Below are 22,865 nucleotides of genomic sequence, written 5' to 3' on the forward strand. Positions count from 1 at the left end.
CGGCGGCGTCCTCGGCGGATCAGCTCGCGCCCGGCACCACGATCCCGCGCTCGTACGCGAACACGACCGCCTGCACCCGGTCGCGCACGCCGAGCTTCAGCAGCAGGCGCGAGACGTGGGTCTTCACGGTGGCCTCGCCGAGGTAGAGACGCTCGGCGATCTCCGCGTTGGCGAGGCCCTCGGCGAGGAGGCGGAGCACCTCGAGCTCGCGGTCGGTGAGGGTCTGGACGCGCGGGTCGGTGGGGATCGCGGGCGTCGCGGCGGGGGCGGTCCCCTCGTCGGATCCGCGGGGTGCGTCGGGACCGTCCGATGCGCCGGATCCGCCGGGCGCTGCGGGTCCGCGGCCGAAGCGCTCGATGACCCGGCGCGTGACGTCGGGCGAGAGCAGCGCGTCGCCGCGCGCGATCACGTGCACGGCCTCCACGAGCGACTCGGGAGACGCGCTCTTCAGCACGAACCCGCTCGCGCCCGCGTCGAGCGCGGTGAAGAGGTAGTCCTCGCGGTCGAACGTGGTGAGCATGAGGACGCCCGCCCGGATCGCCGGGTCGGCGACGATGCGCCGCGTGGCCTCGAGGCCGTCGACGCGCGGCATCTGCACGTCCATGCAGATCACGTCGGGCGCGAGCGCGGCGGCCAGGCGCACGCCCTCCTCGCCGTCCGCGGCCTCGCCGACCACCTCGATGCCGTCCTCGCTCTCGAGGATCACGCGGAAGCCGGCGCGCACGAGCGCCTGGTCGTCGACGAGCAGGACGCGGACGGCGGCGGGCGCGGCGGTCCCTGTCGTGGGATCGGTCGGGTCGGCGGTCATGCGCGGGTCTCCTCGGGGACGGATGCGGGTTCGGGTGTGGATGCGGGCTCGATGAGGGACGCGGGTGCGGATGCGGCCTCCGGCTCGGAAGCGGGCGCGGGGACGGTCACGTCGATGGGCACCGGCATCGGCACGGGCGGCACGGCCAGGGCCGGCGACGTGGGCACCGAGGCGCGCACGAGGTAGCCGCCGCGGGCCTTCGGGCCGATCTCGATGGATCCGCCCACCGCCGCCACGCGCTCCCGCATGCCGCGCTGACCGAGCCCGCCGGGCCCGTTCCGCACGGGACCCGCCGCCGCCGAGGCCGCGGCCCCCGCGGGCCCGGCGTCGCTGACCTCCACCTCCACGCGGTCGGCGAGGTAGCGGAGGCGGAGGTCGACGCGCGCGCCCGTGCCCGCGTGCTTCCGCACGTTCGTGAGCGACTCCTGGGCCACCCGGTAGACGATGAGGTCGACCGTGGGCGTGAGCGGCCGCGGGGTGCCGACGACGTCGAAGGCGACCTGGAGGCCCGCGCCGGACGCATCCGCCACGAGCTCGGGCAGCTGGCCGACGCCGCGGGTGGACGCGGTGCGGGTCGGGTCGGCGGCGTCGTCGTGCCCGGCGGATCCCTGGCCGTCGTCCTCTTGCCGGAGCGCGACGAGCATGCGGTGCAGCTCCTCGATGGCGCTGCGCGCGTTGTCCTCGACGATGCCGAGGGAGGCGGCGGCCTTGTCGGCGTCCCGCGCGAGCACCCGGCGCGCGGCGCCCGCGTGCACGCCCATCACCGAGACGTGGTGGGCGACGACGTCGTGCAGCTCCCGCGCGATGCGCACCCGCTCGAGCGTGACCGCCTGCTCCGCGACCCGCTCCCGCTCCGTCGCCAGCTCGGCCGTGCGCGTCTCGAGCGCGCAGCGGTCGCGCGCCGACGCCCACGCGCGGTCGCCGAAGTACCAGGCGCCGCCGAAGTAGAGGAGGTTCGTGATGATGGAGATGAGGCCGGCGGCGACGGGCGCGGGGATCCAGGCGTCGGCCGGCGCGCGCTCGAACGTCGACCTGGCGAGCGAGTAGAAGCCCGAGGTCTGCAGCAGCGAGCCGAACAGCCACGCGAACATCGCGACGACGATGACGCCGCGCACGATGTTGGCTCGCAGGCGGTTCCTGCCCCAGGCGCCCAGCGAGTACATGGCGATGAACATGGCGATGTTGGAGAAGAGCACCTCCGGCACGAACTGGTATGCGCCGATGACGAAGGTCGCGCCGAGCACCAGCGTCACCGCCTCCGGCTGGAGGCGGCGGAAGGCGAGCGGGACGCACATCAGCACGATCCAGGCGGCGATGACCCACATCGCGGGCCGCGAGGGGTACATGCCGAGCGCGTAGTACTGCATGACGCTGAAGGTGGTGAGCACGAGCATCACCGCGGCGAGCATCAAGTCGAACCGCAGCCCCGCCCGCTCGGGTCGCGGGCGCACCCAGAACCGGTCGACGGGGTCGAGGGCGGCGTCCGGGGCGACGCCGGCGTGGGCGGAGGGGGCGCTCATCCGGCCACGCTATCGGCGGGCGGGGCAGGGCGCGTCCGCCGATCGGGGGAACCGACCGGGGAGCGCGTCCGCGTCCGCATCCGCGCTATCGCCCCGCGGACGATCCGGTGAGGTAGATGTCCGGCTTCGGCGGCGTGCCCATGCCCTGGCCGATGAAGTAGCTCGCCTCGGGCGGCTGGTCGTAGCCCGTGTTCTGCCACGCGACGCCCAACCGGTAGACCGGATCCTGCATCAGCGTGCGGAGCCGCATGTCCGACTGGTCGGTGGTGGAGTAGATGCGCAGCTCGCTCGAGTCGGCGCTCCGCCACACGAGCTCCTCGCGCCAGTCGCCCATGAGGTCGGCCTGGAGCATGGGGTTGCCCTTGGTGCCGTTGTCGGACAGGGCGCCCTCGGCGCGCAGGAGTGGCCTCTCGGTGGCCGTCTTCCAGTCCCACTTGGAGATGGTGGGCGTGCCGGCGCCGATGGAGGGGTCGTAGTCGTCGTCCACGATCTCGCGGAGCGGATCCCCATCCCACCAGGCCGTGAAGTCCGTGCCGGGCATGCGGTTCGCGATGAGCTGGCCGTCGGCCGTGCGGAGCTGCGGATGGTCGCGGCCGTCGGATCCGACGCCGGACGCCCACGCCTCGGCGCCGTCATGACGCGGATCCACGTCGGCGGCCGAGCCGCGCCCGGTGTCGTGGTCGCCCGGGATGCTCCACAGGATGCGGCCCGTGCGGGCATCGCGCATGGTGGCGGCCCGGTTGCCCGAGTGCGACATGATCTCGTGCACCGCGAACACCTCGTAGCCCGGGTTGCCGGGCACGAGGTCGCCGACGTGGAGCGCGTCGCCGTGGCCGAGGCCCGTGCTGTAGAGCAGCTTCCCGTCGTCGTCGACCGTCATGGATCCGTAGACGACCTCGTCCCGGCCGTCGCCGTCGACGTCGGCCACCGCGAGGTTGTGGTTGCCCTCGCCGGCCGCCGCCGAGTTCCCGGGCGCGCTGCTGTCCAGCTTCCAGCGCTCGACGAGATGGCCGGCACGCAGGTCGTACGCCGTGACCGCGGTGCGCGCGTAGTACCCGCGGCCCACGACGAGGCTCGGGTGCTGGCCGTCGAGGTACGCCGTGGCGGCGAGGAAGCGCTCGGAGCGGTTGCCGTACGCATCGCCCCACGAGGTGACGACGCCGCGCGGCGGGTCGTAGTCGACGGTGTCGATGGCGGCACCCGTGAGGCCGTCGAAGACCGTGAGGAACTCGGGGCCGGTCAGGTCGCGGCCGTCGGAACCGCGGTGATCGACCTGGCCGTCGCCGATGACCGTCCCCTGGCCGTCGACCGAGCCGTCGGCCGTCTTCATGGCGACCTCGGCCCGGCCGTCGCCGTCGTAGTCGTAGACCTGGAACTGCGTGTAGTGGGCACCGGCGCGGATGTTGGGGCCGAGATCGATGCGCCACAGCCGCGTGCCGTCGAGCCGGTAGGCGTCGAGGAGCACGGGGCCCGTGTAGCCGCCCTGGCTGTTGTCCTTGGAGTCACTCGGATCCCACTTCACGAACAGCTCGTACTGCCCGTCGCCGTCGGCGTCGCCGACGCTCGTGTCGTTCGCGCTGTAGCTGTAGGTCTCGCCGGCGGGGGTGACGCCGTCGGCAGGCCGGTCGAGCGGCACCGACGTGTAGGGGCTCGTGCGCACGCCGAACGATGCGGTGACCGGCGTCTCGACCCCGTGGAGCACGCTCGAGACGACGTAGTGCGAGCCGGCGCCGCCGCCCGGGTCGGTCATGTCGGTCGCGTGCGTGAGGGGCGACGGCGTGATCCGCGTGCCGTCGCGATCGACGACGAACGCGATGGCGTCGGGGTCGGTGCCGAGCATCCGCCAGGACAGGTGGACGCCACCGGGCACCGCGGCGGCCTCGGGAGCGCGGTCGAGGCGCTCCATCTGGCGCGGGCCGTGGGACGCGGCGACGGCGTCGGTTCCCGAGGCCGCGGCGCTCGCGGGCGCGGCGGCGGGCAGCTGGGCGATCCCGACGGCACCGGCGACGAGCGCGGCGAGCAGGGCTGAGCGGAGGGCGGTGCGGGGGCGGGACATGGTGCCTCCGGGCAGGTGGGGACGGACGGGCGTCGTGCAGCGGGGCGGGTCGCGCGCGTCGCGCGGGAGGTCGACGGATCCAGGATCCGGTCGAGGTCGTCAGGGTACGGCCGCGCGCGTGCCGGTCGGGAAGGCCGTCCCCAAGCCGGGCACGTCGCGCGGACGGCCGCTCGGACCGTGCTCCCGCGGACATCCGGATGGGCCGCATCCGTCAACCAGTGACACACTGGAGGGACGGGTCCAATCGCCCGGCCGTCCTCCCGCACCGACGCGGATCCGTCCTCGAGCGCCCGCCCCGCGTCGAGCCGCGTGACCGCCCGGTCCTGCGGCCCCCCGTCTTCTGCGTCCGCCGAGCCGGATCCCGCCCGCACCACCGCCGACGCCCGCGTCGGAACGAAAGGACCCCATGTCCGACACCACCGCATCCGCTCGCCCCGCGGCGCGCGGCACCGGCGCGCCCGACGCCGGTCGTCCGTCCGCCCCCGTGGTCTCCCGCCGTGCCTGGCAGGCGCTCATCGTGCTGCTCGCGGGCATGTTCATCGCGCTGCTCGACACGACCATCGTGAACGTGGCGCTGCCGACCATCCGCACGAGCCTCGACGCCTCCGAGTCGACGCTGAGCTGGATCATCTCCGGCTACGCGCTCGCGTTCGGCCTCGCGCTGATCCCCGCGGGCCGCCTCGGCGACCGCTACGGGCACAAGTGGGTGTTCGTGACCGGCATCGCGCTCTTCACGCTCGCCAGCCTCGCGTGCGGTGTGGCTCAGGACGACCTCCAGCTCGTGATCGCGCGCGTGGTGCAGGGGCTCGCCGGCGGACTGTTCGTGCCCGCGGTGACCGCCTTCATCCAGCTGCTGTTCCCGCCGCAGGCGCGCGGCAAGGCGTTCGCCATCATGGGCGCCGTCATCGGCGTCTCGTCCGCGCTCGGCCCGATCGTGGGAGGCCTGATCATCCAGGCCGCGGGGGAGGAGTCGGGCTGGCGCCTGGTCTTCTTCGTGAACCTGCCCGTCGGCATCGCCACCGTCATCGCCGCGATCTTCCTGCTCCCGAGCCGCCGCGTGGCCGAGGAGGTCGCGGGCGACGTGCGCGCGCAGTCCGGCCAGCGCGCGGGCGCGCAGCAGGGCGGGACGGCCGCCGCGAAGCCCGCCGCCTCGGGCGTCGACCTCGTCGGCATCCTGCTCGTGAGCGCCGGCCTCGTGGCCCTGCTCGTGCCGCTCATCGACGGCCAGGACCAGGGCTGGCCGCTCTGGACCTACCTCTCCCTCGCGGGCGGCGTCGTGCTCCTCGCGCTGTTCGGCGCGTGGGAGGTCCTGCAGACGAAGCGCTCGAAGGGTGTCCTCGTGCCGCCGCACCTGTTCTCGCACGCGGCGTTCACGGGCGGCGTGATCCTCGCGATGGTCTACTTCGCGGCTTTCACGAGCATCTTCTTCACCATCTCGATCCTGTGGCAGTCCGGCCTCGGCAACTCCGCGCTCGAGTCCGGCCTCGTCTCCATCCCGTTCGCCATCGGCAGCATCGTCGGCTCCTCGCAGAGCAACCGGCTCACGAACCGCCTCGGCCGCACCGTGCTCGTGATCGGCACCGCGCTCGTCAGCGTCGGCCTGATCTGGCTCTGGCTCGTGCTGCTCAACACGGCCGCGGCCGATCTCAACAGCTGGATGCTGCTCGTCCCGCTGCTGCTCGCGGGCATCGGCAACGGCCTCTTCATCGCGCCGAACGCGCAGTTCATCGTCGCCACGGTCGACCCCGCGGAGGCGGGCGCGGCCTCCGGCGTGATCGGCACCGTGCAGCGCGTGGGCTCGGCGGTCGGCATCGCGGTCATCGGCAGCGTGCTGTTCGCGGGCGTGGCCGGCGCCGGGATCCGCGGCCCGCAGATGGTGCCGCAGGCGTTCACCGACGCGTCGGCGTCCGCCATGGGCGTCAGCGCGATCTTCGCGGTCGTCGCGTTCGCGCTCGTGTTCGCCCTGCCGCGGCGGGTGTCGCGCGGGCACTGACCCCGCGCCGCTCGACCCTCTCGCCGATCCGGATCCGTCCGGGTCGGCGAGAGCCGTCTCCGCGGGTGCGTACCTCTTTCCATGCGGCGCTGCGGATCCGCTCCCGCAGCCGCCCGAGCGCGTCCTCGGCGCCGCGCAGCACGGAGATGTGGCCGTCGTCCGGGCGGATCACGAGCTCGGCGCCCGGCACGCGGTCGGCGAGCCAGCGGGGTCGACAGCCCGGTCGCCGACCGCTCGCGGTGACAGGATCGGGAGATGGAGCCCCACGAGCGCGCGGACCCGGATGCCCGGACCCGGCGGGCCGAGCGCGCGGAGCTGGCCGAGCTGCGACGCCGGGCGTACGGGCCGGGGAGCGACGCGGATCCGGCGGACCTCGCGCGGCTGCGCGTGCTCGAGGCGCGCACGGCGGATGCGCCGGTCGTGACACGGACGGACGCGGCGGCATCCGCACCCGGACGCGGCGTCGGCGCGGGCGTCGCGGATGCCGATGCGCGACGAGCTGCCGCCCACGCCGCCCACGATGCCCCCGCCGACACCAACACCGCGGGCGGCTCAGCCGACGACGACGCGCCCTCCGCCCGATCCCGCCCGCGCGCCGCCCTCCGCCTCGCGATCCTCTGGGCCGCCTCCGTCGCCGCGGCCGTCGCCGTCACCGCGGTGATCGTCGCGACGGTCACCGCTCCCGTCGGGCGCGAGGTCGCGGTGGTGCGCTTCGACCCGGACCAGGAGCTGCCCGTCTACATGCGCGACTACTTCGGCGGCGCGGAGACGGGATCCGCCCGCTTCCACGGCCTCACGCTCGTGCGCCTCGAGAACGACCGGTCGGCGTACCCGCAGGTCCGCGCGGAGTGCCTCTCGGTGCAGCCGTCGCGCGCCGCGCTCGGCTCGACCGAGGGCGGCGGATGCGCGGCGGGCGCGTTCGGCGCGTCCGCGCAGTTCGTCGTCGGCATCGGCGCGCCCGAGGAGCTGCGCGACGAGTACCCGGTGGGCACGGCCCTCCTCTTCGACCTGCGCGGCGACGCCGTCCACGTGCGGGTCGACGACTCGGGGCGCGTGCCGTCGCCGACCCGCACGCCGAGGTAGCGTCAGGCCGGGCTCGACTTCAGCAGCCGGGTCACCGCGATCATCGCGCCGCCCACCACCGCCGGGATGCCGCCGCCGGGGTGCACCGACGCGCCGACGCGCCACAGCCAGGGCTTCCAGGGGTCGTTGTAGGAGGGGCGGTGGAACGGACCGCTCAGCCACGGCGGGCGCGCCGCTCCGTAGAGGGCGCCGTGCGGCTCGCCGCCGACGCCGTAGTAGCGCGGATCGAGGATCGTGGTCTCGTCGAGCAGGTCGGTGAGCGGCCCGTCGAGCCCCATCGCCGCCGAGACGCGGTCGACCTCGCGCCGCACGAAGGGGTGCTCGGCCGTGTAGCGACCGCCGTCGGCGGGCGCGGTGAGCAGGATCCCGACGGTGCTGCGCGGGTTCGGGTACACCTCCCCGGCGCGGTACTGGTTGACGAACACCATGGTGTCCGCCGGCTCGTCGCCCGCCTCCAGGCTGCGGTGCAGCGCGGCCGGCTTCGTCGGCAGCACCACGCTGTGCGTCGCGATGCGCGCCGGCAGCTCCTCGCGCAGCACGCCGTACACGGCGACGGCCGAGCAGGAGAGGATGCGCGGACGCCGGCGGGGGAGGGCGGGGATCCGCGACGGGCCCATCAGCGCGGCGAGCCGGTCGGCGTCCAGGGCGCTGACGACGAGGTCGGCGGGGTGGCGCCCGGCCGCGGTGGTGACCCACCCGGGCTCGATGCGGGTCACGGCCTCGCCGACGCGGACCTCGACCCCGGCCGCCTCGGCCAGCCGGCCCAGCGCGAGCACGATCTCGAAGACCCCGCCGCGGGGCACCCACGCGCCGGTCTCCGCCATGATCGCCGGCATGCTCGCGTAGAGGGCCGGCGTGCGCGAGGGCGAGACGCCCGCGTTGAGGGTGTGGATCGCGATGATCTCGCGCAGCCCGTCGGGCAGCCAGGTCAGGCTGTCGAGGTACGCCCGCGTCGTGAGGCGCGAGCCGTAGACGCCCAGCAGCCGACGTACGGCCGGGAGGGCTGCCCGGTCCGTGGGGTCGGCGAGCAGCAAGGCGGTCACGTCGTCGGCGAGGGGCGCGTGGATCTCGGAGAACCGTCGCCAGGCGGGGTACCAGGGGTGATCGGGCGCCACCGGCAGCGAGGTCTCGTCGCCGTCGAAGTAGTAGCGGCCCACCTCGGGCATCCGCACCAGGTCGAGCGCGCCGTCGCCGCGGATCCGATCGGACGCGTGCCCGTCGTCGCCGAGGCGTCGCAGCAGCTCATCCCACACCGCCGGGAACGTCACCAGCGACGGTCCCGTGTCGACGCGGTCCTCGCCCAGCTGGATGCGACGGCTCTTGCCGCCGAGCTCGGCGGAGGCCTCGAGCAGGGTCACGCGGTGGCCTGCGTGCGCGAGCAGCGCGGAGGCGGTGAGCCCGCCCATCCCGCCGCCGACCACGACGATGCGGCTCACGGGTAGCCTCCGAACACGATCGCGACCAGGAGCAGCACCCCGGCCAGCGTCCCCGCGATGTACGGGAAGGCGACCGACAGGCGGTAGAGGCGGTGGCCGGTCTGCGGCGTCGGGTCGCGCAGCAGGGACACCACCAGGATGCCGGCGATCAGCAGGTCGAGCGCCGCCACGGGCACGCTCACCACGGCGAACAGCGCCGTCGAGGCGATCCACCAGGCCCCGCTCCACAGGGCCGTCCCGCGCGGGCCGAGCCGCACCGCGGTGGTGGTGATGCCCGCGTCGCGGTCCTCCACGATGTCCTGCACCGCGTCGAACGCGTGCTTGGCCACGCTCCACGCCATGAGGCCGAGGGCGGCGGGCCAGACCGGCGCCACCCCGAGGGCGGCCGGCACGATCACCAGCGGCAGCGCGTAGGCGGCGTTGCTCAGCGAGTCGAGGAAGGGCCGGGCCTTGAAGCGCAGCGGCGGCGCCGAGTAGAAGACGAACACGCCCGCGTAGAGCAGGATCGCCGCGTTCGCGAGCGGCGGCAGCACCAGGAGGAAGTAGACGAGGAACGGGATGTTGAGGACGGCGACGCCCCCGGCGATGAGCCGCACCTCGGACGGCCGGATCCGGGCGCCCTCGAGGGACCCCTTGCGGGGGTTGGTCGCATCCGTGTCCTGGTCGTAGACGTCGTTGACGCCGTAGATGAGCAGGTTGAACGGGAGCGTGAGCCACAGGATGAGCGGCAGGGCCCGCAGGTCGAAGAGAGCGCCCGTGAGCCAGACGGCCACGAGACCCGACCCGATGGTGTTGATCCAGAGCACCGGCCGCGAGATGAGCACGAGGCGGCGCACGGCCACGGCGATCTCGGCGGGCGCGGTGCGCGGCATGCGCTCACTGCCATCGGTCACGACATCGACCGTACGCCGTGGACGTGGGCGACGGCCTTACGGCTTCCGGGCCCAGACTGGGCGGATGCGCCTGATGCTGCTCACCGCCGGCACCCGAGGAGACGTGGAGCCCTTCGCGGCCCTCGCCCGACACGCCGCATCCCGCGGTCACGAGGTGCGGCTGGCCCTGCCCGACGACGGGGTCGCGCCCGAGGGCGTCGACTGCGTGCGCCTCGACCTGGACGTGCAGCGCGTGCTGACCCCGGCGAGCCGCACCCCCTGGGCCATCGCGCACCACCTGCGCACGGAGGTGCGGCCCGCGATGCAGCGGACGATCGTCGCCGCGGTCCGTGAGACGGTCGCCTTCGAGCCCGATGTGGTGGTCCACCACCCCCTGATCCTCAGCGCGCCGATGGTGGCGGATGCGCTCGGCGTCCCCCGCGTGGTCGTGGAGTTCGCGCCGGTCGCCACCGCCAGCGACCGCTTCCCCGCGGCCGGCGGTCCCACGGCCACCCGCGATCTCGGCGCGCACAACCGGTCCACGTACGCCGTGCCGCGCGCCATCGCCCGCTTCTTCGACGGCGACGTGGCGCGCGCCGCGGCCGAGCTGCCGGGCGGTCGCCGCCCTGCCCGGCGCTCGCCGTCGCGCGCCACGCTCATGGCCGCGAGCCCCGCGCTGCTGCCCCGGCCCGACGACTGGCCGGAGCGCGTGCATCAGACGGGGGCCTGGTACGCGGAGGCGCCGACGGCGTCGCTCGACCCGGCCGTCGAGGAGTTCCTGGCCGCCGGACCCGTCGTCGTCGCGTCGTTCGGCTCCATGGCGAAGGGGCACGCGGAGGCCCGCGGGCGCGCGATCGTCACGGCCGCCCGCTCCCACGGCCTGCGCGTGCTGGTCCTCACCGGGTGGGGCGGGCTCGCGCTGCCGACGGAGTGCCGCGGCCCCGACGTGCTGGTGACGCGGTCGGCGCCGTTCGACCGGGTGCTGCCGGGCGCGGCGCTCGCCGTGCACCACGGCGGGGCCGGGACCTCGCACGCCGTCGCCCGGGCCGGGGTGCCCGCCGTCGTCGTCCCCTTCATGGCCGACCAGCCGTTCTGGGGCGCCCTGCTGCACCGTCGGGGGGTGGCGGCCGCCCCGATCCCGCTGCGCCGCCTGTCGGTCGACGCGCTCGTGCCCGCGATGGGCGAGGCCCTCAGCCGGCGGGAGCGGGCTTCCGAGGTGGGCGCGCTCATGCGGCAGGACCGCGGGGTGCATCAGGCGGTCGAGGTGCTCGAGTCCCTCTGAGGCGGGCGGTCAGCCGAGGATCGCGCGCATCCGCTCGTAGAACGGGGCGGGGTCGCCGGCCAGCGAGTCCTTCACCATGCGGCTCCAGTCGTCGACGACCACCTCGACGGATCCCGCGGCCACGCCGTCGAGTGCGGCCCGGGCCACGTCCCGCGGGGCGATCATCGGGCCGTCGTAGCCTGCCATGATGTCGGTGTCCGCCGCGCCGAGGTGCACGCCCTGCACGAGGGTGCCCTGCCCGGCGAGCTCCAGCCGCACCGCGTTGGTCATGTTCCACTCGGCTGCCTTCGCCGCCGCGTAGCCGCCGTTGGCGGAGGTCGAGAACCACGAGAGCGCCGACAGGATGTTGACGATCCCGCCCCCGCCGTTCGCGGCGAGCACGGGTGCGAAGGCGCGGATCACGCCGAGCGTCCCGTAGAAGTGGGTGTCCATCTCGCGGCGGATCTCCGCCATGTCGCCCGTGATGAGCGCGGCGCCCGTGGAGATGCCCGCGTTGTTGATCACGAGCGACACGTCCGACGCGGCCTCGGCGGCGGCGGTCACCGACGCGGGGTCGGCGAGGTCGAGGCGCAGCACCTCGACGCCGGGGATGTCGATCGCCTCGGGCCGGCGCGCGGTCGCGTAGACCTTGCGGGCGCCGCGCTCGAGGAGCTCCTCGACGAACGTGCGGCCGATGCCGCGGTTGGCGCCGGTGACGAGGGCGACCTGATCCTGGATGTCCATGCGTGCTCTTCCTCCTGCCGCCCGCGTCGTTCGCGAGGTGCGGCGCGGCCTACGCTAGGAGTTGACGTCGACGTGAAGGGCAAGTCCGCCCGCGAGATCGACGTCTCCGACGGATCACGAGGGATGAGGGCGGCATGCTGCGGATCGGCGACGTGGCGGGACGAGCGGGCGTGAGCACCCGGGCGCTTCGGTACTACGAGGAGCAGGGCCTGCTGCCGGCCGAGCGCACCACGAGCGGCCAGCGCGTCTACCCCGAGGCGGCGGTGGAGCGCGTGCAGCTCATCCAGCAGCTGTTCGCCGCGGGCCTCCCGAGCCGCACGATCCGCCAGCTGCTCCCGAGCGTCGACAGCGGCGTCGCGGCGCCCGAGTCCCTCGCGCTCCTGCGCTCCGAGCGCGACCGGATCACCGCGGCCATCGCCGAGCTCGAGCGCGCCCGCGAGGAGCTCACCCGCGTCATCGACATCTGCCTGCACCCGACGCCGGAGCACTGCCCGGCGCTGCGCGAGGGCGGGGCGGCGTACGCGGAGGTCGTCGCGGCCTGACGGAGGTGGGGCCATCCCGGCCCCGAGGGTGATGGCAGAACGCTCGCCATGCGTCCACCGGCGAGGGGGCCCGTCCCCGGTTCTGCTCCGCTGCCGTGTGCGGCGAGTCGGGCAGCAGTCAGCTGGATCCGGCGATGACGGTGGTCAGGCATATGGTCTGCCGCTGGGACATGGTGGGGAGGGGCGCTGTTGATCAAGCGGCTCGGTGCGGTCGCGGCTGTGGCCGGCGCCTGCGGAGCACTGGCGGCTGTGATCGTGGGGCTCTTCGTGCGCCGCATCGTAGACGAGGCGTTCGTGCGGGACTTCTGGACGGGGCCTCCTGCTGCGGGCATCTTCACCCTGATCGGAGCCGGCTTCGCCTATGGGGCCGCGACGGTGGCGGCGCGGGTGTCGCGACGGTCGGCGGAGCGCCAGGAGTGGTGGGATCGCGCGAAGTGGGCTCTCGACCTCGTCATGTCGTCGGACGAGGCGGATCGTGAAGTGGGGCTCGCCGCGATCGAGGTGCTCGTAGCGGAGGCGACGACCACCGAGGCGGAGATGATCGACGCCGTGACGTCGTCGTCTCGGTTGGACGAGGAGCGGAGGGGCAGCGTGGTATCTGCGTCCGGCGCCCATCCACCTGAGGTGGACACCATCCCCACACGCGCTGACAATGGATGAAGGAGGTACCGCCGTGACGATGGAGCAGAGGAACCCAAGCCCGAGCGCACTCGAGAAGCGCATCCAGGCCGGTGAGGCCGACCCCATCAGCGACGCAGAACGGGCATCGGCCGCCCGGATCCGGATCGTGGTCGACAAGAAGCGCGGCCGGAAGACCGAGGACTGGATCAAGAAGCTGGCCACGAGCGCGTAGCTCGCGATCGACACGAGAGGGACCCCGCCGCACGGCGGGGTCCCTCTCGTCGTGGCGGACACGCTGGCCGGAACGTCGCATGCGACGGTTCGGGACCGATGGCGCCCCTATGGCCGCTCGTCCACCACGCCCACGAACCGGCTGCCGATCCCGTCGACCTCGCGGCGCGCGAGGCCCAGCGCGGGCTCGGGGAGCTCGTCGGGGGAGTGCCGCTCGCAGGAGAGGTAGCTGAACTCCGGCCACCACTTCTTCGGGCGCACGGCCTCCGTGAAGCCGCACACCTCGCACGTGAGCTGCACCCAGACGGGACGCTTGCCGGTCGCGTTGGCGCGGGACTGCGCGAGCCAGGCGGGCGGATCCTGGTCCATCGCGGCGATCTCGGACTCCGGGACGCGCCCCGGGATGCCGTGGCGCGTGGCCATCTCCAGCGGGATGCCCAGCCGCAGCGCGGCCTCTCGTCTCGTGATCATGTCGGTCCAGGGTACGCGGCGAGGCCCCTCGCCTGAGCATCGGCCGAACTGGATTGCGCACAACCTAGTTTCGTGGCAAGGTCGGAGCATGACCCCGACCGACTCCTGCGCCCCCGCCGACGAGACCGCGCCGCCCGCGCGCATCGCCGACGAGCTGGTCTGCTTCTCGCTCTACACGGCGTCGCGGTCGACCACGCAGGCCTACCGCGCGCTCCTCGCGCCGTGGGGCCTCACCTACCCGCAGTACCTCGTGCTGGTGCTGCTGTGGTCGGGCGACGACCGCACGGTCACCGAGCTCGGGCAGCAGCTCGATCTCGACTCGGGCACGCTGTCGCCGCTGCTCGCGCGGATGGAGGAGGCCGGCTTCATCGTCCGCCGCCGGATCTCCGCCGACCAGCGCGTCGTCACGGTGTCGCTCGCCGAGCGCGGGCGCACCGTGCGGGTCGATCTCGCGCACGTGCCCGCGGCGATCATCCGCGGCATGGGCCTCGACCTCGAGCGCGCCCGTCAGCTGCTCGCCACCCTGCACCTGCTCACCGCGGGCATGCAGGAGACCACGACCGAGGCGCTCGCGCAGCCGTGGACTCGGCCCGCCGAGGCATCGGCCCGCACCCCCTGATCCGCACCACCCACCTCAGAATCCCGGCCGCCGCGCGCGGCCACGAACGGAAGGAACCGACATGGACGCCCTGTACACCGCGGAGGCACTCGCCACGGGAGCCGGCCGCAACGGCCGCGTCGCCGTCAGCGACAGCGACCTCGCCCTCGACCTCTCCATCCCCAAGGCCATGGGCGGATCCGGCGAGGGCGCGAACCCCGAGCAGCTCTTCGCCGCTGGCTACGCCGCGTGCTTCCACTCGGCGCTCCAGGGCGTCGCGCGCGGCCGCAAGGTCTCGATCGCCGACTCGAGCGTGGGCAGCCGCGTGAGCATCGGATCCAACGGGCAGGGCGGCTACCAGCTCGCCGTGCACCTCGAGGTCGTCATCCCCGGGGTCGAGCACGACCTCGCGCAGGAGCTCGCCGACCAGGCCCACCAGGTCTGCCCCTACTCGAACGCGACCCGCGGCAACATCGAGGTCGTCGTCACGGTCTCGGACGACTGATGGCCGGCCTCACCCGCACGTCCTTCCCGCGCACCGCCGCCCGCGTGGTGCTCGGCTCGTTCCTCGCGTTCGCCGGCGTCTCGCACCTCACCGTCGCGCGCGAGGAGTTCCGCGCGCAGGTCCCGAAGTCGCTGCCGGTACCCGAGGACGTGACCGTCATCGGATCCGGCGTGGGCGAGATCACGCTCGGCTCGGCCCTGCTGTTCGCGCGCTCGCGCCGCGGCCTCGCGGGCTGGGCGGCCGCCGCGTTCTTCACGGCGATCTTCCCGGGCAACATCGCGCAGTACGTCCACAAGCGCGACGCGTTCGGCCTCGACACCGACGCCAAGCGCTTCCGCCGCCTGTTCTTCCAGCCGGTGCTCATCGCGGTCGCGCTGTGGTCGACGGGGGCGCTGAAGAAGCGCTGACTCGCCGATCCGCCCACGGCGGGCGCCCCGCATCCCGGGGCGTCCCGCCTTCGTGCGTGAGCAGTGCGTCAGGCGAGGCGCAGCACGGTGACGCCGAGCGGGCGGCACATCTCGTAGAGCCGCGCGAAGCCGTCGGCGTCGTCGAACCACCAGCGGTAGGCCGGGTCGGGCTCGAGGTCGCGGGTGCCCACGCGGTCGCCGAAGAGCACCATGGCCCGTCGTCCGGCTGCCTGTCGCGACGGATAGGCCAGCCCGTCGAACCCCGCGGCGTGGGATGCCTCCGCCCATGCGACGGTCCGCGGGTAGTCCGCGGCGTCGGTCGCGCAGACCGAGGCCGCACGGACGCGGAGCGCTCGGGGTCCTCCGCCCACGAGCGAGGCGAGGCGGAGGTCCCGCGTCGCGATCAGGCGAGAGCAGCGGCGGCCCGCGAGATCCCGGCCGCCGACGACGCCGCCGGAGAGCGGGACGTCGTGGAGGATCGTCTCGCATATCGCGACGTCCTCGGTGTCGCCGGCGTACAGCACCGGGACGACCGGGTCGCCGAAGAACGCGAACCGGGTCGGCGCCCCCGCTCCGGGGTTGAACTCCGCCGGTCCGAACCGGTCGGAGTGGATCCGGTGGATGCGCGACCCGGCAGCGACGACCTCGGGGATCGCGGTGAACGGCGTCGGCGGTGCGGGCACGCTCACCAGACGACGGCCCAGGCGCGCGCGGCGGCGTCGACGACCAGCTCGACGTCATCGAGGTGGTCCACCGGCCGTCGCGCGTCCCCGCGGAGGTAGGTGGTCGGGCGGCAGAGCCAGGCCACCACGTCCCGCGACTCCAGCCCGTTCTCCCGTCCGAGCGAGATGAGCCGGGGGACCACCGGCCGGATGGCCTCCGCGTGGAACTGGAAGCCCGGGTAGACGTACCTGTTCGTGCGTCGGAGTCCGAGGATCCTGCCCGCTGTCCGCAACTCGCTGGCGTAGGCGCGGTTCGGTCGCGCACCGAGCGCCGCCGATACGTCGACGCTCGAGAGGAACCCGAACTCCGCCTCGATGCTCCGCCAGAAGCGCTCGGTGTCGTTGAGGCTGCTGACGACTCCCGTCGGGAGCTGCTCGGCCTGCCGGGACAGGGCCTCGGACAGGGCGGCGGTCTCCGCATAGATGGCGGTCTGCCGGGCGATGAAGCGCTCGAAGTCCTCCGGCGCATCCGTCGTGACCGAGCGGATGTAGGCGCCGAGCGCGCGGCGCTGGTCGGCGCTCAGGGCGGCCAATGCGGGGATCGGCTGATCCTGCGGTGAATGCGCGTGGGACATGGGGGCTCCGATCCTGACGCGGGAAGTCTATCGTCAGGAACGTCGCGCCGGTCGAGGGAATGGGGATCCGGTCTCCGCGAGCAGCTGCCCCACGCGCAGGACGCGGGCGGCGGGTGGCCCCTACCGCAGCATCCGCAGGAACGCGCGGATGTCGTCCGCCAGCAGCCCCGGCTCCTCGTGCGGGGCGAAGTGGCCGCCGCGCGGCATGGTCGTGTGGCGGACGACGTCGTAGGTGCGCGCGGCCCAGCTCCGCGGCGGGTGCACCAGGTCATGCGGGAACACCGCGACCGCGGTCGGGACGCGCACGCGCTCCACCGGCGCGGTGCGTCGGGAGCCGTACGCGAAGTACGGGCGGAGCGACGCGCCGATGGATCCCGTGAACCAGTAGAGCGACGCGAGCGTCAGCAGGTGGTCGTCGCTGAAGCGCGTGGAGACGTCGCCGCCGCAGTCGCTCCAGGCGCGGTGCTTCTCGAGGATCCACGACAGCAACCCGACGGGCGAGTCCTGCAGCGCGGGCGCGAGCGTCAGCGGACGTGTCTGCTGCTGGTGCTCGTAGCCGCCCTCGGTCGACTCCCACGCGCGCACCTCGTCCTGGTACGCGCGCTCCTCCTCCGTGAGCGTCGCCTCGTCGAGGTCCGCGGGCGCGGCGACCGCCATCAGGTGGATCCCCGCCACCGCCTCCGGGTGCGCCTCCGCCAGCCGCGACGTGATCCCCGCGCCGAGGTCGCCGCCGTGCGCCGCGTACCGCGCGAAGCCCAGCTCCTCCGTCATCAGCCGGTGCCAGAGCTCGTGCGTCGGCTCGTCGATCCGCGGCCGGGCCGGCGAGAACGGGAAGCCGGGGAGCGCGGGGACGATCACGGTGACGGCGTCGTCTGCGTCGCCGCCGGAGCGGGACGGCTGCGACAGTCGCTCGGCGAGCGGCACCAGCTCGAGCGCGGAGCTCGGCCAGCCGTTGGTGAGGAGCACCGGGATCCCGCCGGGCCGCTCCGCGTCGAAGCGGAGGTAGGAGATCGGCGTGCCGTCGAGGTCGGCGACCGCCCACGGCAGCGCCCGGATCTCCCGCTCTCGCGCCCGCCAGTCGAAGCCGTCGGCCCAGACGCCCGCGAGGCGGCGCAGCAGGGCCTGGTCGGTGCCGGCCTCCCACGGCTCGACCGGCCACTCCGGTGTCCAGCGCGTGCGGCGGATCCGGTCGCGGAGGTCGTCGAGGTCGGCGTCGGTGACGTGCAGGGGGATCGGGGCGGTCATGGTCGCTCCTCACGTGCGGGCGGATGGCGGGTGGGGCCATCCTCCTCCCGGGTCGACGGCGCCGACCACGCGCGCCGCGCGCTCGGCCCCTACGCGTCGGCCCAGTCGGGCATGCTCAGCTCGACGACCAGCTCCATGCAGCGGAGGCGGGCGGGGGACAGGTCGTAGGGCATCCGCGTGAGGGCCTGCGCCGCGGTCAGGGAGCCGTGCCCGCGCGAGGGACCGGCGCCGGGCTCGTCCTCGCTGCCGTCGGAGCCGTCGGGGTGCAGCCGCTCCCACTCGGCGAAGAGGGCCTCGTCGTCCTCGTGCTGGCCCGACTCGCGGATGGCCGCGTCCAGCGCGCGCTCGAACGCGTGCCGCTCGGCGGCGACCTGGGCGACGCGGGGATCGTCCACCGCGACCGCGTCGTCGAGCGCCTCCTCGGCAGCGTCGACCCGGTCGGCCTGCGCGCGCAGCTCCGGGCGGGTGGCGAGGGCGATCGCCCGCGAGGCGTGCACGGCCGCGCCCAGCGGACCGTACATGCGCTCCATCACCAGGAGGGCGTCGAGGTCGGCCGGGCGCACGGATCCGGCGGGCAGGCCGTCGAGCCGCCGCGCGACGAAGTCGGAGAGGAGCCCGAGCCGGCTGCCGCGGGCGCGCATGCGCTGCACGGCGAGGCGCTGTCGGCCGATCTCCGCCTCGCGCTCGGCGAGCGAGGCGTCCAGCCGCTCCAGGATCCCGTCCACGTCGGGGTGGGCCTCCGCGTCCTCGACGCCGGGCACCGTGCCGGCCGCGTCGGGACCCGCGTCGGCGAACGCCTCGCGGATGTCGCCCAGGGCGATCCCGGCGTCGACGGTCCGCAGGATCCACAGCAGCCGCATCATGTCGTCATGCCCGTAGCGCCGGCGGTCGTCGGTGCCGCGCTCGGGCTCCGGCAGCAGGCCGATGCGGTGGTAGTGGCGGATCGCCCGCGGGGTGGTGCCGGCGAACGCGGCGGCGTCGCCGATCAGCACGGAGCGGGGCGGGATGAGGGACGGATGCATGGAGGGGCCTTCCTCGTCGTCGGGGTGTGATCCCACTGGATCACATGACGCCGCGTCATCAGCAAGCCCGGCGGCCGGATCGCGGGCCGGTTGATTCGCCTGCTGCTCCGCACGTCCCACCCGAGGGCGGATCCGCCCGGCCCCGGGCGCGACGTCCGTCGGCACCCTCCATCGGCCTCGCCCGTCCGGCCCTGGGAACAACCTCCGTGCTGCCGGTCGCTCCTCGACGCCCGGAGCAGGGTGAAGGGGACGGTGATTCCACCGCACGAAGAAATAGGAGCCCCTATGTACTTCCACGCACAGACCTGGATCAACGAGATCGCCGACGGCGAGCCCGACCCCGCCGCCGCCAACGCGCTGCAGGAGGGCCTCGGCGGCCAGTTCGGCGAGATGCGCACGATGATGCAGTACCTCTTCCAGGCCATGAACTTCCGCGGGGCGGCGGCGAAGCCGTACCGCGACCTGATCCAGGGCGTCGGCACCGAGGAGATCAGCCACGTCGAGCTCATCGGCACGACCATCTCGCGCCTGCTCGACGGCGCGCCCGAGTACAGCGGCAAGCTCACCGACCCGCTCGACACCCCGGGCCAGGGCGGCGCGACGCCGCTGAGCATCGCGCTCGACCACGGCAACATCCACCACCACCTCGTGGGCGCCCAGGGCGCGCTGCCCGTCGACTCCGCCGGCAACCCGTGGAGCGGCAGCTACGTCTACAACTCGGGCAACCTCCCGCTCGACCTGCTCTACAACGTCATGCTCGAGTCGACCGGCCGCCTGCAGAAGTGCCGCATCTACGAGATGACCGACAACCCCGTCGCCCGTGCCACCGTCGCGTACCTCATCGTGCGCGACCAGGCGCACGAGAACGCGTACGCGAAGGCGCTCGAGACCCTCGGCGTCGACTGGGGCAAGCTGCTGCCGATCCCGAAGACCAACGCGGAGCAGTTCCCCGAGGTCAAGAAGCTGGTCGACCTGGGGCTCCAGAGCAAGCAGTACAGCTTCGACCTCGACGGCAAGAGCGAGGCCGGCCGGATCTTCCAGGGCGCATCACCCTCGAACGACGGCACCGACCTCACCGCCACCGAGCAGGCGCCCGCGGGCGTCCCGTCGACCATCGCGCCCGAGCGGCTCGAGCAGTTCGCGCCGGGCCTCGACAAGGACCTGATGGCGCTGATCCAGGAGACGGCCGAGCGCGAGCTCGCCGACATCGAGGCGTTCTACGGGCCGACGAAGACGGCCTGACCCGCCCTTCCGGGCATGACGACGGCGCCGTCTCCTCGCGGAGGCGGCGCCGTCGTAGCGCGCGAGCGAGCGGGGCGTGTCAGCCGCAGTAGCTCATCGACGCGCTGATCGGGCCGGTGGCCGCGGGTGCCGGGCAGATGTTCGCGGCCGCCGACTCGTCGTCGTTCAGGTAGCGGTCGAGGAACGTCGTGACGGCCGTGCGGATGGTGTCGTTCGGGGTCCGCTCGCCGCCGGCGTGCCCGACTCCCCGGAGCTCGAGGTACTGCTTGGGCGTGGCGCCCGGGAGTGACCGGTACATGCGCTTGCCCATGAGGAACGGGAATGCCACGTGGTCGGACTGGCCGGTGATGATGAGGGACGGCGTGGTGACCTTCGTGTAGTTGACGCGCACGTCGAAGGGCATCAGGGCGATCACGGCCTTCAGCGTGTGGCGGGCCTCGGCCGCGGCGAGCACGCCGCCGCCCGCCATGGAGTAGCCGAGCTCGGCGACGCGGGCGGGGTCGACCTCGTCGGCGACGGCGCTGGAGCCGGTGAGGTAGTCGGCGGCGGCGAGCATCTCGTTCGCGCGGGCCTGCGGCGGATCCTGCGTGTCGTTCGTGTCGATGGTGAAGACCACGAAGCCGGCGGCGGCGAGGTCGGTGCCGTACCAGCGCATGTCGGCCTGCGTGTCGCTGTAGCCCGGCGTGACGACGACGGCGCCGAGCTTCGTGCCGGCGTCCACCTTCGGGGCGAAGATCGTGCCGCCGCCGAAGCCGGAGACGTCGTTGCGGGGGACGGTGATCTCGTTGACGGTCCCGCCGCCCGCGGCGTGGGCGGTGACGGGGCCGGCCAGCGCCACGGCGCAGGAGAACGCCAGGATGAAGGCGCTGGTGATGGCGGTGGAGCGGGTGCGGCGTCGGGGGAGCAGGGGGGTCATGGTGCCTCCGGGCATCTCAGGCGTCCGCGCGGTCCATCCGGTCGGATCGGGGAGACCATAGGGGGATGCGGGCGACGGGCGGGCGGATCCTCCTCAGCGGGCACGCCGTGCCCGGGGCTGGGGAGAATCGCCGCCGCTCCTCGGCCGTTCCCTGCGCTCGTCGGCGCGCGCCATCCTCCCGGGGCATGCCGGTGGCGCCTCCGGCGGATGCCGGCGCGCGACCGCGCTCCGTACGGTGAGGGCATGGGGATGAGGATGCGGGCACGGCGGCGGACGGCATCCGCGCTCGCGGCGGTCCTGATCCTCGCCTCGGCGCTGAGCGGGTGCTCGTGGCTGTACCCGGATCCGCCCGAGGCCGCGGTGTCGTCCATGGAGGAGCTGCGCGTGCGGCTGGCCGCCGTCGACGGGATCGCGAATGTGACGACGCGCCTGATCCCGGGCGGCGAGGGGTTCGTGACGGACGAGTGGACCGCGGAGGTCGACGCGACCGCCGACACCCCGGATCCGGCCGTCGCCGTCGCCGTCCGCGCCGCCCTCGCCGACGGGATCACGGGGGCGGATCTGGTGCTGTCGCTCGCGCTGCCCGCGGGGGACGGGAAGGCGCCCGTCACGCTCGACCCGCGGGATCCGGTGTCCGTCGACCTCGCGGAGGTGTGGCGACGGATCCCGGTCGTCGCCTCCGTGGACGTCACGGGCGGCCACCCGTACGTCGAGCTCCGGGAGGGCACGACGATGCGGGCGGCGGCGGACCTCCTCTGGCCGTCCCTCGGCCCGGGCGAGATGCGGATCCGGCGCGGCACGACGAGCGCCGACGTCTCGGCCACCGCACCCGCGCCTGGCGTCCTCGATCTGCTGGATCGGATCGACGCGCGGCCGGACGTCTCCGAGCTGTCCGCGACGCTGGGGTCTGCGGCGAGCCGCGGCGGGGTATTCGTGGAGTCCGAGGATCCCGCGGGCGTGGCCGCGGTGCTCGCCGCGACGCCCGACGAGGCGGCGGACGCGGGCGCGGCGCCGAGGCTGGACTTCCTGGTGCGCGCCCCGTACTCCGCGGGCCGGGACACGGGCCCGAGCGCGGATCTCACGGGCTGGCTCGGCCTCCCGCTCGGGTCGCCCGAGCCCGACGACCTCCCGGACCCGTACGTGACCTCGACCCCGGCCGCCCCGGCGACGCCCGCGCCGCCGTACGACCTCGTCGACGTCAGCGAACAGGAGGCGGGGGTGCGCGCCTTCCTCGAGGCCGCGGCCGCCACCACGGGCGTGCCCGCCGAGGTGACCACGGTCGCGACGCAGTGCGAGGACGGCGCCGCGGGGACGCAGGCGACCGGCAGCGTGCTCATCCCGATCTTCACCGCGATGGACGAGCCGCAGCCCCCGTTCGACGCGATCACGAGGTCGTGGACGGACGCCGGGTTCGTCCCCGCCGGCCGCGCGATGGGCCGCGACTACTGGACGGCGGGCGACGGGCGCGCCGACGGGGTCGCCTCGGCGAGCATCCGCGGCGCCTCCGACGGCCTCCACCTCTCGGCCGAGTCGGTCTGCGTGCGGTGACCGGCGCCCCCGCGACCGCTAGCCTCGCGATCATGACGCATCGTCCGCTCCTCGCCGCCGCCCTCCTCGCGGCGGCGGCGATCGCCCTCGGCGGGTGCACGTCCACGGATGACGCACCGGCGCCGGCCGCGACCGTGTCGGCGAGCGCCGACGCATTCCCGGCGACGCGCACACCCGAGGCACCCGAGCCCGTCGTGCCGACCGACGGCGGCCCGCGCTCCCAGGCGCAGGGCGAGATCGCCTCCGTGGTGGGCGGGCTGACCTACTACACGCCCGCACCCGGCGACACGATGACCGGCGTCGCCGCCCGCTTCGGCCTCTGCGTCGCCGACCTGCAGGCGGCGAACGCGGGGAACTCGGAGATCCTCGCGGGCGAGGAGATGGTGGTCGCCCGCACCACGGCCACGCCGCTCGACGACCGCGCCTGCCTCGGCTGACGGACCGACG

24 protein-coding genes are annotated in these 22,865 nt (G+C 74.1%); 12 read left to right on the forward strand and 12 right to left on the reverse strand.

The window, feature by feature from the left end; all coding sequences use genetic code 11:
- Nucleotides 1-19 precede the first annotated feature (19 nt).
- The 3 genes from ACU4ZT_RS01860 to ACU4ZT_RS01870 all read right to left on the reverse strand — a co-directional run bounded on the left by ACU4ZT_RS01860 (nucleotide 20) and on the right by ACU4ZT_RS01870 (nucleotide 4,384).
- Nucleotides 20-808: a response regulator gene (locus tag ACU4ZT_RS01860; RefSeq protein ID WP_414763637.1), complete on the reverse strand. Its 789-nt coding sequence runs from the start codon at nucleotides 806-808 to the stop codon at nucleotides 20-22.
- Nucleotides 805-2,328 (reverse strand): sensor histidine kinase, encoded by a 1,524-nt coding sequence (locus tag ACU4ZT_RS01865; protein WP_445337752.1) that lies wholly within the window; start codon nucleotides 2,326-2,328, stop codon nucleotides 805-807. The genes ACU4ZT_RS01860 and ACU4ZT_RS01865 overlap by 4 nt, the downstream gene beginning before the upstream one ends.
- An 85-nt stretch (nucleotides 2,329-2,413) precedes the next feature.
- Complete coding sequence (locus ACU4ZT_RS01870) at nucleotides 2,414-4,384, reverse strand: rhamnogalacturonan lyase (RefSeq protein WP_445337753.1); 1,971 nt, start codon at nucleotides 4,382-4,384, stop codon at nucleotides 2,414-2,416.
- A 406-nt stretch (nucleotides 4,385-4,790) separates the two neighbouring features.
- Here ACU4ZT_RS01870 and ACU4ZT_RS01875 point away from each other — a divergent pair, with 406 nt between their 5' ends.
- Both ACU4ZT_RS01875 and ACU4ZT_RS01880 read left to right on the forward strand, forming a co-directional pair.
- On the forward strand, nucleotides 4,791-6,377 hold the full coding sequence (locus ACU4ZT_RS01875; RefSeq protein ID WP_445337754.1) for an MFS transporter: 1,587 nt from the start codon (nucleotides 4,791-4,793) through the stop codon (nucleotides 6,375-6,377).
- Nucleotides 6,378-6,632: 255 nt separating this feature from the next.
- Nucleotides 6,633-7,460: a hypothetical protein gene (locus ACU4ZT_RS01880; RefSeq protein WP_445337755.1), complete on the forward strand. Its 828-nt coding sequence runs from the start codon at nucleotides 6,633-6,635 to the stop codon at nucleotides 7,458-7,460.
- Between the two features lie 2 nt (nucleotides 7,461-7,462).
- Here the strand turns inward: ACU4ZT_RS01880 and ACU4ZT_RS01885 are convergent, their stop codons facing one another.
- Nucleotides 7,463-8,896, reverse strand: coding sequence for a phytoene desaturase family protein (locus ACU4ZT_RS01885; protein ID WP_063070412.1), 1,434 nt, complete (start codon nucleotides 8,894-8,896; stop codon nucleotides 7,463-7,465).
- Entirely contained in the window at nucleotides 8,893-9,789 is an 897-nt protein-coding gene (locus ACU4ZT_RS01890; protein ID WP_254654430.1) for a UbiA family prenyltransferase, read from the reverse strand. The genes ACU4ZT_RS01885 and ACU4ZT_RS01890 overlap by 4 nt, the downstream gene beginning before the upstream one ends.
- Before the next feature lie 64 nt (nucleotides 9,790-9,853).
- On the opposite strand from ACU4ZT_RS01890, the gene ACU4ZT_RS01895 reads away from it, so the two are divergent.
- Nucleotides 9,854-11,050, forward strand: coding sequence for a glycosyltransferase (locus ACU4ZT_RS01895; RefSeq protein WP_445337756.1), 1,197 nt, complete (start codon nucleotides 9,854-9,856; stop codon nucleotides 11,048-11,050).
- A gap of 9 nt (nucleotides 11,051-11,059) precedes the next feature.
- On the opposite strand, the gene ACU4ZT_RS01900 is transcribed toward ACU4ZT_RS01895, so the two are convergent.
- Nucleotides 11,060-11,773 (reverse strand): SDR family oxidoreductase, encoded by a 714-nt coding sequence (locus ACU4ZT_RS01900; protein ID WP_063070409.1) that lies wholly within the window; start codon nucleotides 11,771-11,773, stop codon nucleotides 11,060-11,062.
- Nucleotides 11,774-11,907: 134 nt separating this feature from the next.
- Here ACU4ZT_RS01900 and ACU4ZT_RS01905 point away from each other — a divergent pair, with 134 nt between their 5' ends.
- From ACU4ZT_RS01905 to ACU4ZT_RS01915, 3 genes are all read left to right on the forward strand, one after another.
- Nucleotides 11,908-12,315 carry a MerR family transcriptional regulator gene (locus ACU4ZT_RS01905; RefSeq protein WP_270980608.1) on the forward strand — a complete coding sequence of 136 codons (408 nt, stop codon included), beginning with the start codon at nucleotides 11,908-11,910 and terminating at the stop codon, nucleotides 12,313-12,315.
- Between the two features lie 189 nt (nucleotides 12,316-12,504).
- Nucleotides 12,505-12,975, forward strand: coding sequence for a hypothetical protein (locus ACU4ZT_RS01910; protein ID WP_445337757.1), 471 nt, complete (start codon nucleotides 12,505-12,507; stop codon nucleotides 12,973-12,975).
- A 13-nt stretch (nucleotides 12,976-12,988) separates the two neighbouring features.
- Entirely contained in the window at nucleotides 12,989-13,168 is a 180-nt protein-coding gene (locus ACU4ZT_RS01915; RefSeq protein WP_254654438.1) for a hypothetical protein, read from the forward strand.
- Nucleotides 13,169-13,275: 107 nt separating this feature from the next.
- On the opposite strand, the gene ACU4ZT_RS01920 is transcribed toward ACU4ZT_RS01915, so the two are convergent.
- Nucleotides 13,276-13,638, reverse strand: coding sequence for a hypothetical protein (locus ACU4ZT_RS01920; RefSeq protein WP_063070407.1), 363 nt, complete (start codon nucleotides 13,636-13,638; stop codon nucleotides 13,276-13,278).
- An 88-nt stretch (nucleotides 13,639-13,726) separates the two neighbouring features.
- Here ACU4ZT_RS01920 and ACU4ZT_RS01925 point away from each other — a divergent pair, with 88 nt between their 5' ends.
- From ACU4ZT_RS01925 to ACU4ZT_RS01935, 3 genes are all read left to right on the forward strand, one after another.
- Nucleotides 13,727-14,257 (forward strand): MarR family winged helix-turn-helix transcriptional regulator, encoded by a 531-nt coding sequence (locus ACU4ZT_RS01925; protein ID WP_063070406.1) that lies wholly within the window; start codon nucleotides 13,727-13,729, stop codon nucleotides 14,255-14,257.
- 61 nt (nucleotides 14,258-14,318) lie between these two features.
- Nucleotides 14,319-14,741 carry an organic hydroperoxide resistance protein gene (locus ACU4ZT_RS01930; protein WP_063070405.1) on the forward strand — a complete coding sequence of 141 codons (423 nt, stop codon included), beginning with the start codon at nucleotides 14,319-14,321 and terminating at the stop codon, nucleotides 14,739-14,741.
- Complete coding sequence (locus ACU4ZT_RS01935; protein ID WP_445337758.1) at nucleotides 14,741-15,148, forward strand: DoxX family protein; 408 nt, start codon at nucleotides 14,741-14,743, stop codon at nucleotides 15,146-15,148. Before ACU4ZT_RS01930 ends, ACU4ZT_RS01935 begins: the two co-directional genes overlap by 1 nt.
- 68 nt (nucleotides 15,149-15,216) lie before the next feature.
- Here the strand turns inward: ACU4ZT_RS01935 and ACU4ZT_RS01940 are convergent, their stop codons facing one another.
- The 4 genes from ACU4ZT_RS01940 to ACU4ZT_RS01955 all read right to left on the reverse strand — a co-directional run bounded on the left by ACU4ZT_RS01940 (nucleotide 15,217) and on the right by ACU4ZT_RS01955 (nucleotide 18,712).
- Nucleotides 15,217-15,831 carry an RES family NAD+ phosphorylase gene (locus ACU4ZT_RS01940; RefSeq protein WP_414763646.1) on the reverse strand — a complete coding sequence of 205 codons (615 nt, stop codon included), beginning with the start codon at nucleotides 15,829-15,831 and terminating at the stop codon, nucleotides 15,217-15,219.
- Between the two features lie 2 nt (nucleotides 15,832-15,833).
- Nucleotides 15,834-16,445, reverse strand: coding sequence for a hypothetical protein (locus ACU4ZT_RS01945; protein ID WP_131798090.1), 612 nt, complete (start codon nucleotides 16,443-16,445; stop codon nucleotides 15,834-15,836).
- 120 nt (nucleotides 16,446-16,565) lie between these two features.
- Nucleotides 16,566-17,690 (reverse strand): epoxide hydrolase family protein, encoded by a 1,125-nt coding sequence (locus tag ACU4ZT_RS01950; protein ID WP_445337759.1) that lies wholly within the window; start codon nucleotides 17,688-17,690, stop codon nucleotides 16,566-16,568.
- 89 nt (nucleotides 17,691-17,779) lie between these two features.
- The gene (locus tag ACU4ZT_RS01955) at nucleotides 17,780-18,712 is read right to left on the reverse strand and encodes a MerR family transcriptional regulator (RefSeq protein ID WP_445337760.1); all 933 of its coding nucleotides are present in this window, start codon (nucleotides 18,710-18,712) and stop codon (nucleotides 17,780-17,782) included.
- 285 nt (nucleotides 18,713-18,997) lie between these two features.
- Here ACU4ZT_RS01955 and ACU4ZT_RS01960 point away from each other — a divergent pair, with 285 nt between their 5' ends.
- Complete coding sequence (locus ACU4ZT_RS01960; RefSeq protein ID WP_445337761.1) at nucleotides 18,998-19,954, forward strand: manganese catalase family protein; 957 nt, start codon at nucleotides 18,998-19,000, stop codon at nucleotides 19,952-19,954.
- A gap of 79 nt (nucleotides 19,955-20,033) precedes the next feature.
- Here ACU4ZT_RS01960 and ACU4ZT_RS01965 read toward each other — a convergent pair whose 3' ends face one another.
- Complete coding sequence (locus tag ACU4ZT_RS01965; protein ID WP_131798089.1) at nucleotides 20,034-20,870, reverse strand: alpha/beta hydrolase; 837 nt, start codon at nucleotides 20,868-20,870, stop codon at nucleotides 20,034-20,036.
- Between the two features lie 243 nt (nucleotides 20,871-21,113).
- Between ACU4ZT_RS01965 and ACU4ZT_RS01970 the strand changes: the two genes are divergently transcribed.
- Together ACU4ZT_RS01970 and ACU4ZT_RS01975 are read left to right on the forward strand one after the other, a co-directional pair.
- A complete protein-coding gene (locus tag ACU4ZT_RS01970) occupies nucleotides 21,114-22,418 on the forward strand; it encodes a hypothetical protein (protein ID WP_445337762.1) in 1,305 nt (434 codons plus the stop codon).
- 32 nt (nucleotides 22,419-22,450) lie between these two features.
- A complete protein-coding gene (locus tag ACU4ZT_RS01975) occupies nucleotides 22,451-22,855 on the forward strand; it encodes a LysM peptidoglycan-binding domain-containing protein (RefSeq protein WP_414748481.1) in 405 nt (134 codons plus the stop codon).
- The last annotated feature ends 10 nt before the right edge of the window (nucleotides 22,856-22,865 follow it).

The sequence above is a fragment of the Clavibacter davisi genome, assembly GCF_052751415.1.

Bases quoted from the DNA above. Each gene is read 5' to 3' on its own strand.
- ACU4ZT_RS01860 (WP_414763637.1), bottom strand. From the start codon at position 808: ATGACCGCCGACCCGACCGATCCCACGACAGGGACCGCCGCGCCCGCC.
- ACU4ZT_RS01865 (WP_445337752.1), bottom strand. From the start codon at position 2,328: ATGAGCGCCCCCTCCGCCCACGCCGGCGTCGCCCCGGACGCCGCCCTC.
- ACU4ZT_RS01870 (WP_445337753.1), bottom strand. From the start codon at position 4,384: ATGTCCCGCCCCCGCACCGCCCTCCGCTCAGCCCTGCTCGCCGCGCTC.
- ACU4ZT_RS01875 (WP_445337754.1), top strand. From the start codon at position 4,791: ATGTCCGACACCACCGCATCCGCTCGCCCCGCGGCGCGCGGCACCGGC.
- ACU4ZT_RS01880 (WP_445337755.1), top strand. From the start codon at position 6,633: ATGGAGCCCCACGAGCGCGCGGACCCGGATGCCCGGACCCGGCGGGCC.
- ACU4ZT_RS01895 (WP_445337756.1), top strand. From the start codon at position 9,854: ATGCGCCTGATGCTGCTCACCGCCGGCACCCGAGGAGACGTGGAGCCC.
- ACU4ZT_RS01900 (WP_063070409.1), bottom strand. From the start codon at position 11,773: ATGGACATCCAGGATCAGGTCGCCCTCGTCACCGGCGCCAACCGCGGC.
- ACU4ZT_RS01905 (WP_270980608.1), top strand. From the start codon at position 11,908: ATGCTGCGGATCGGCGACGTGGCGGGACGAGCGGGCGTGAGCACCCGG.
- ACU4ZT_RS01920 (WP_063070407.1), bottom strand. From the start codon at position 13,638: ATGATCACGAGACGAGAGGCCGCGCTGCGGCTGGGCATCCCGCTGGAG.
- ACU4ZT_RS01925 (WP_063070406.1), top strand. From the start codon at position 13,727: ATGACCCCGACCGACTCCTGCGCCCCCGCCGACGAGACCGCGCCGCCC.
- ACU4ZT_RS01930 (WP_063070405.1), top strand. From the start codon at position 14,319: ATGGACGCCCTGTACACCGCGGAGGCACTCGCCACGGGAGCCGGCCGC.
- ACU4ZT_RS01935 (WP_445337758.1), top strand. From the start codon at position 14,741: ATGGCCGGCCTCACCCGCACGTCCTTCCCGCGCACCGCCGCCCGCGTG.
- ACU4ZT_RS01945 (WP_131798090.1), bottom strand. From the start codon at position 16,445: ATGTCCCACGCGCATTCACCGCAGGATCAGCCGATCCCCGCATTGGCC.
- ACU4ZT_RS01950 (WP_445337759.1), bottom strand. From the start codon at position 17,690: ATGACCGCCCCGATCCCCCTGCACGTCACCGACGCCGACCTCGACGAC.
- ACU4ZT_RS01955 (WP_445337760.1), bottom strand. From the start codon at position 18,712: ATGCATCCGTCCCTCATCCCGCCCCGCTCCGTGCTGATCGGCGACGCC.
- ACU4ZT_RS01960 (WP_445337761.1), top strand. From the start codon at position 18,998: ATGTACTTCCACGCACAGACCTGGATCAACGAGATCGCCGACGGCGAG.
- ACU4ZT_RS01965 (WP_131798089.1), bottom strand. From the start codon at position 20,870: ATGACCCCCCTGCTCCCCCGACGCCGCACCCGCTCCACCGCCATCACC.
- ACU4ZT_RS01970 (WP_445337762.1), top strand. From the start codon at position 21,114: ATGGGGATGAGGATGCGGGCACGGCGGCGGACGGCATCCGCGCTCGCG.
- ACU4ZT_RS01975 (WP_414748481.1), top strand. From the start codon at position 22,451: ATGACGCATCGTCCGCTCCTCGCCGCCGCCCTCCTCGCGGCGGCGGCG.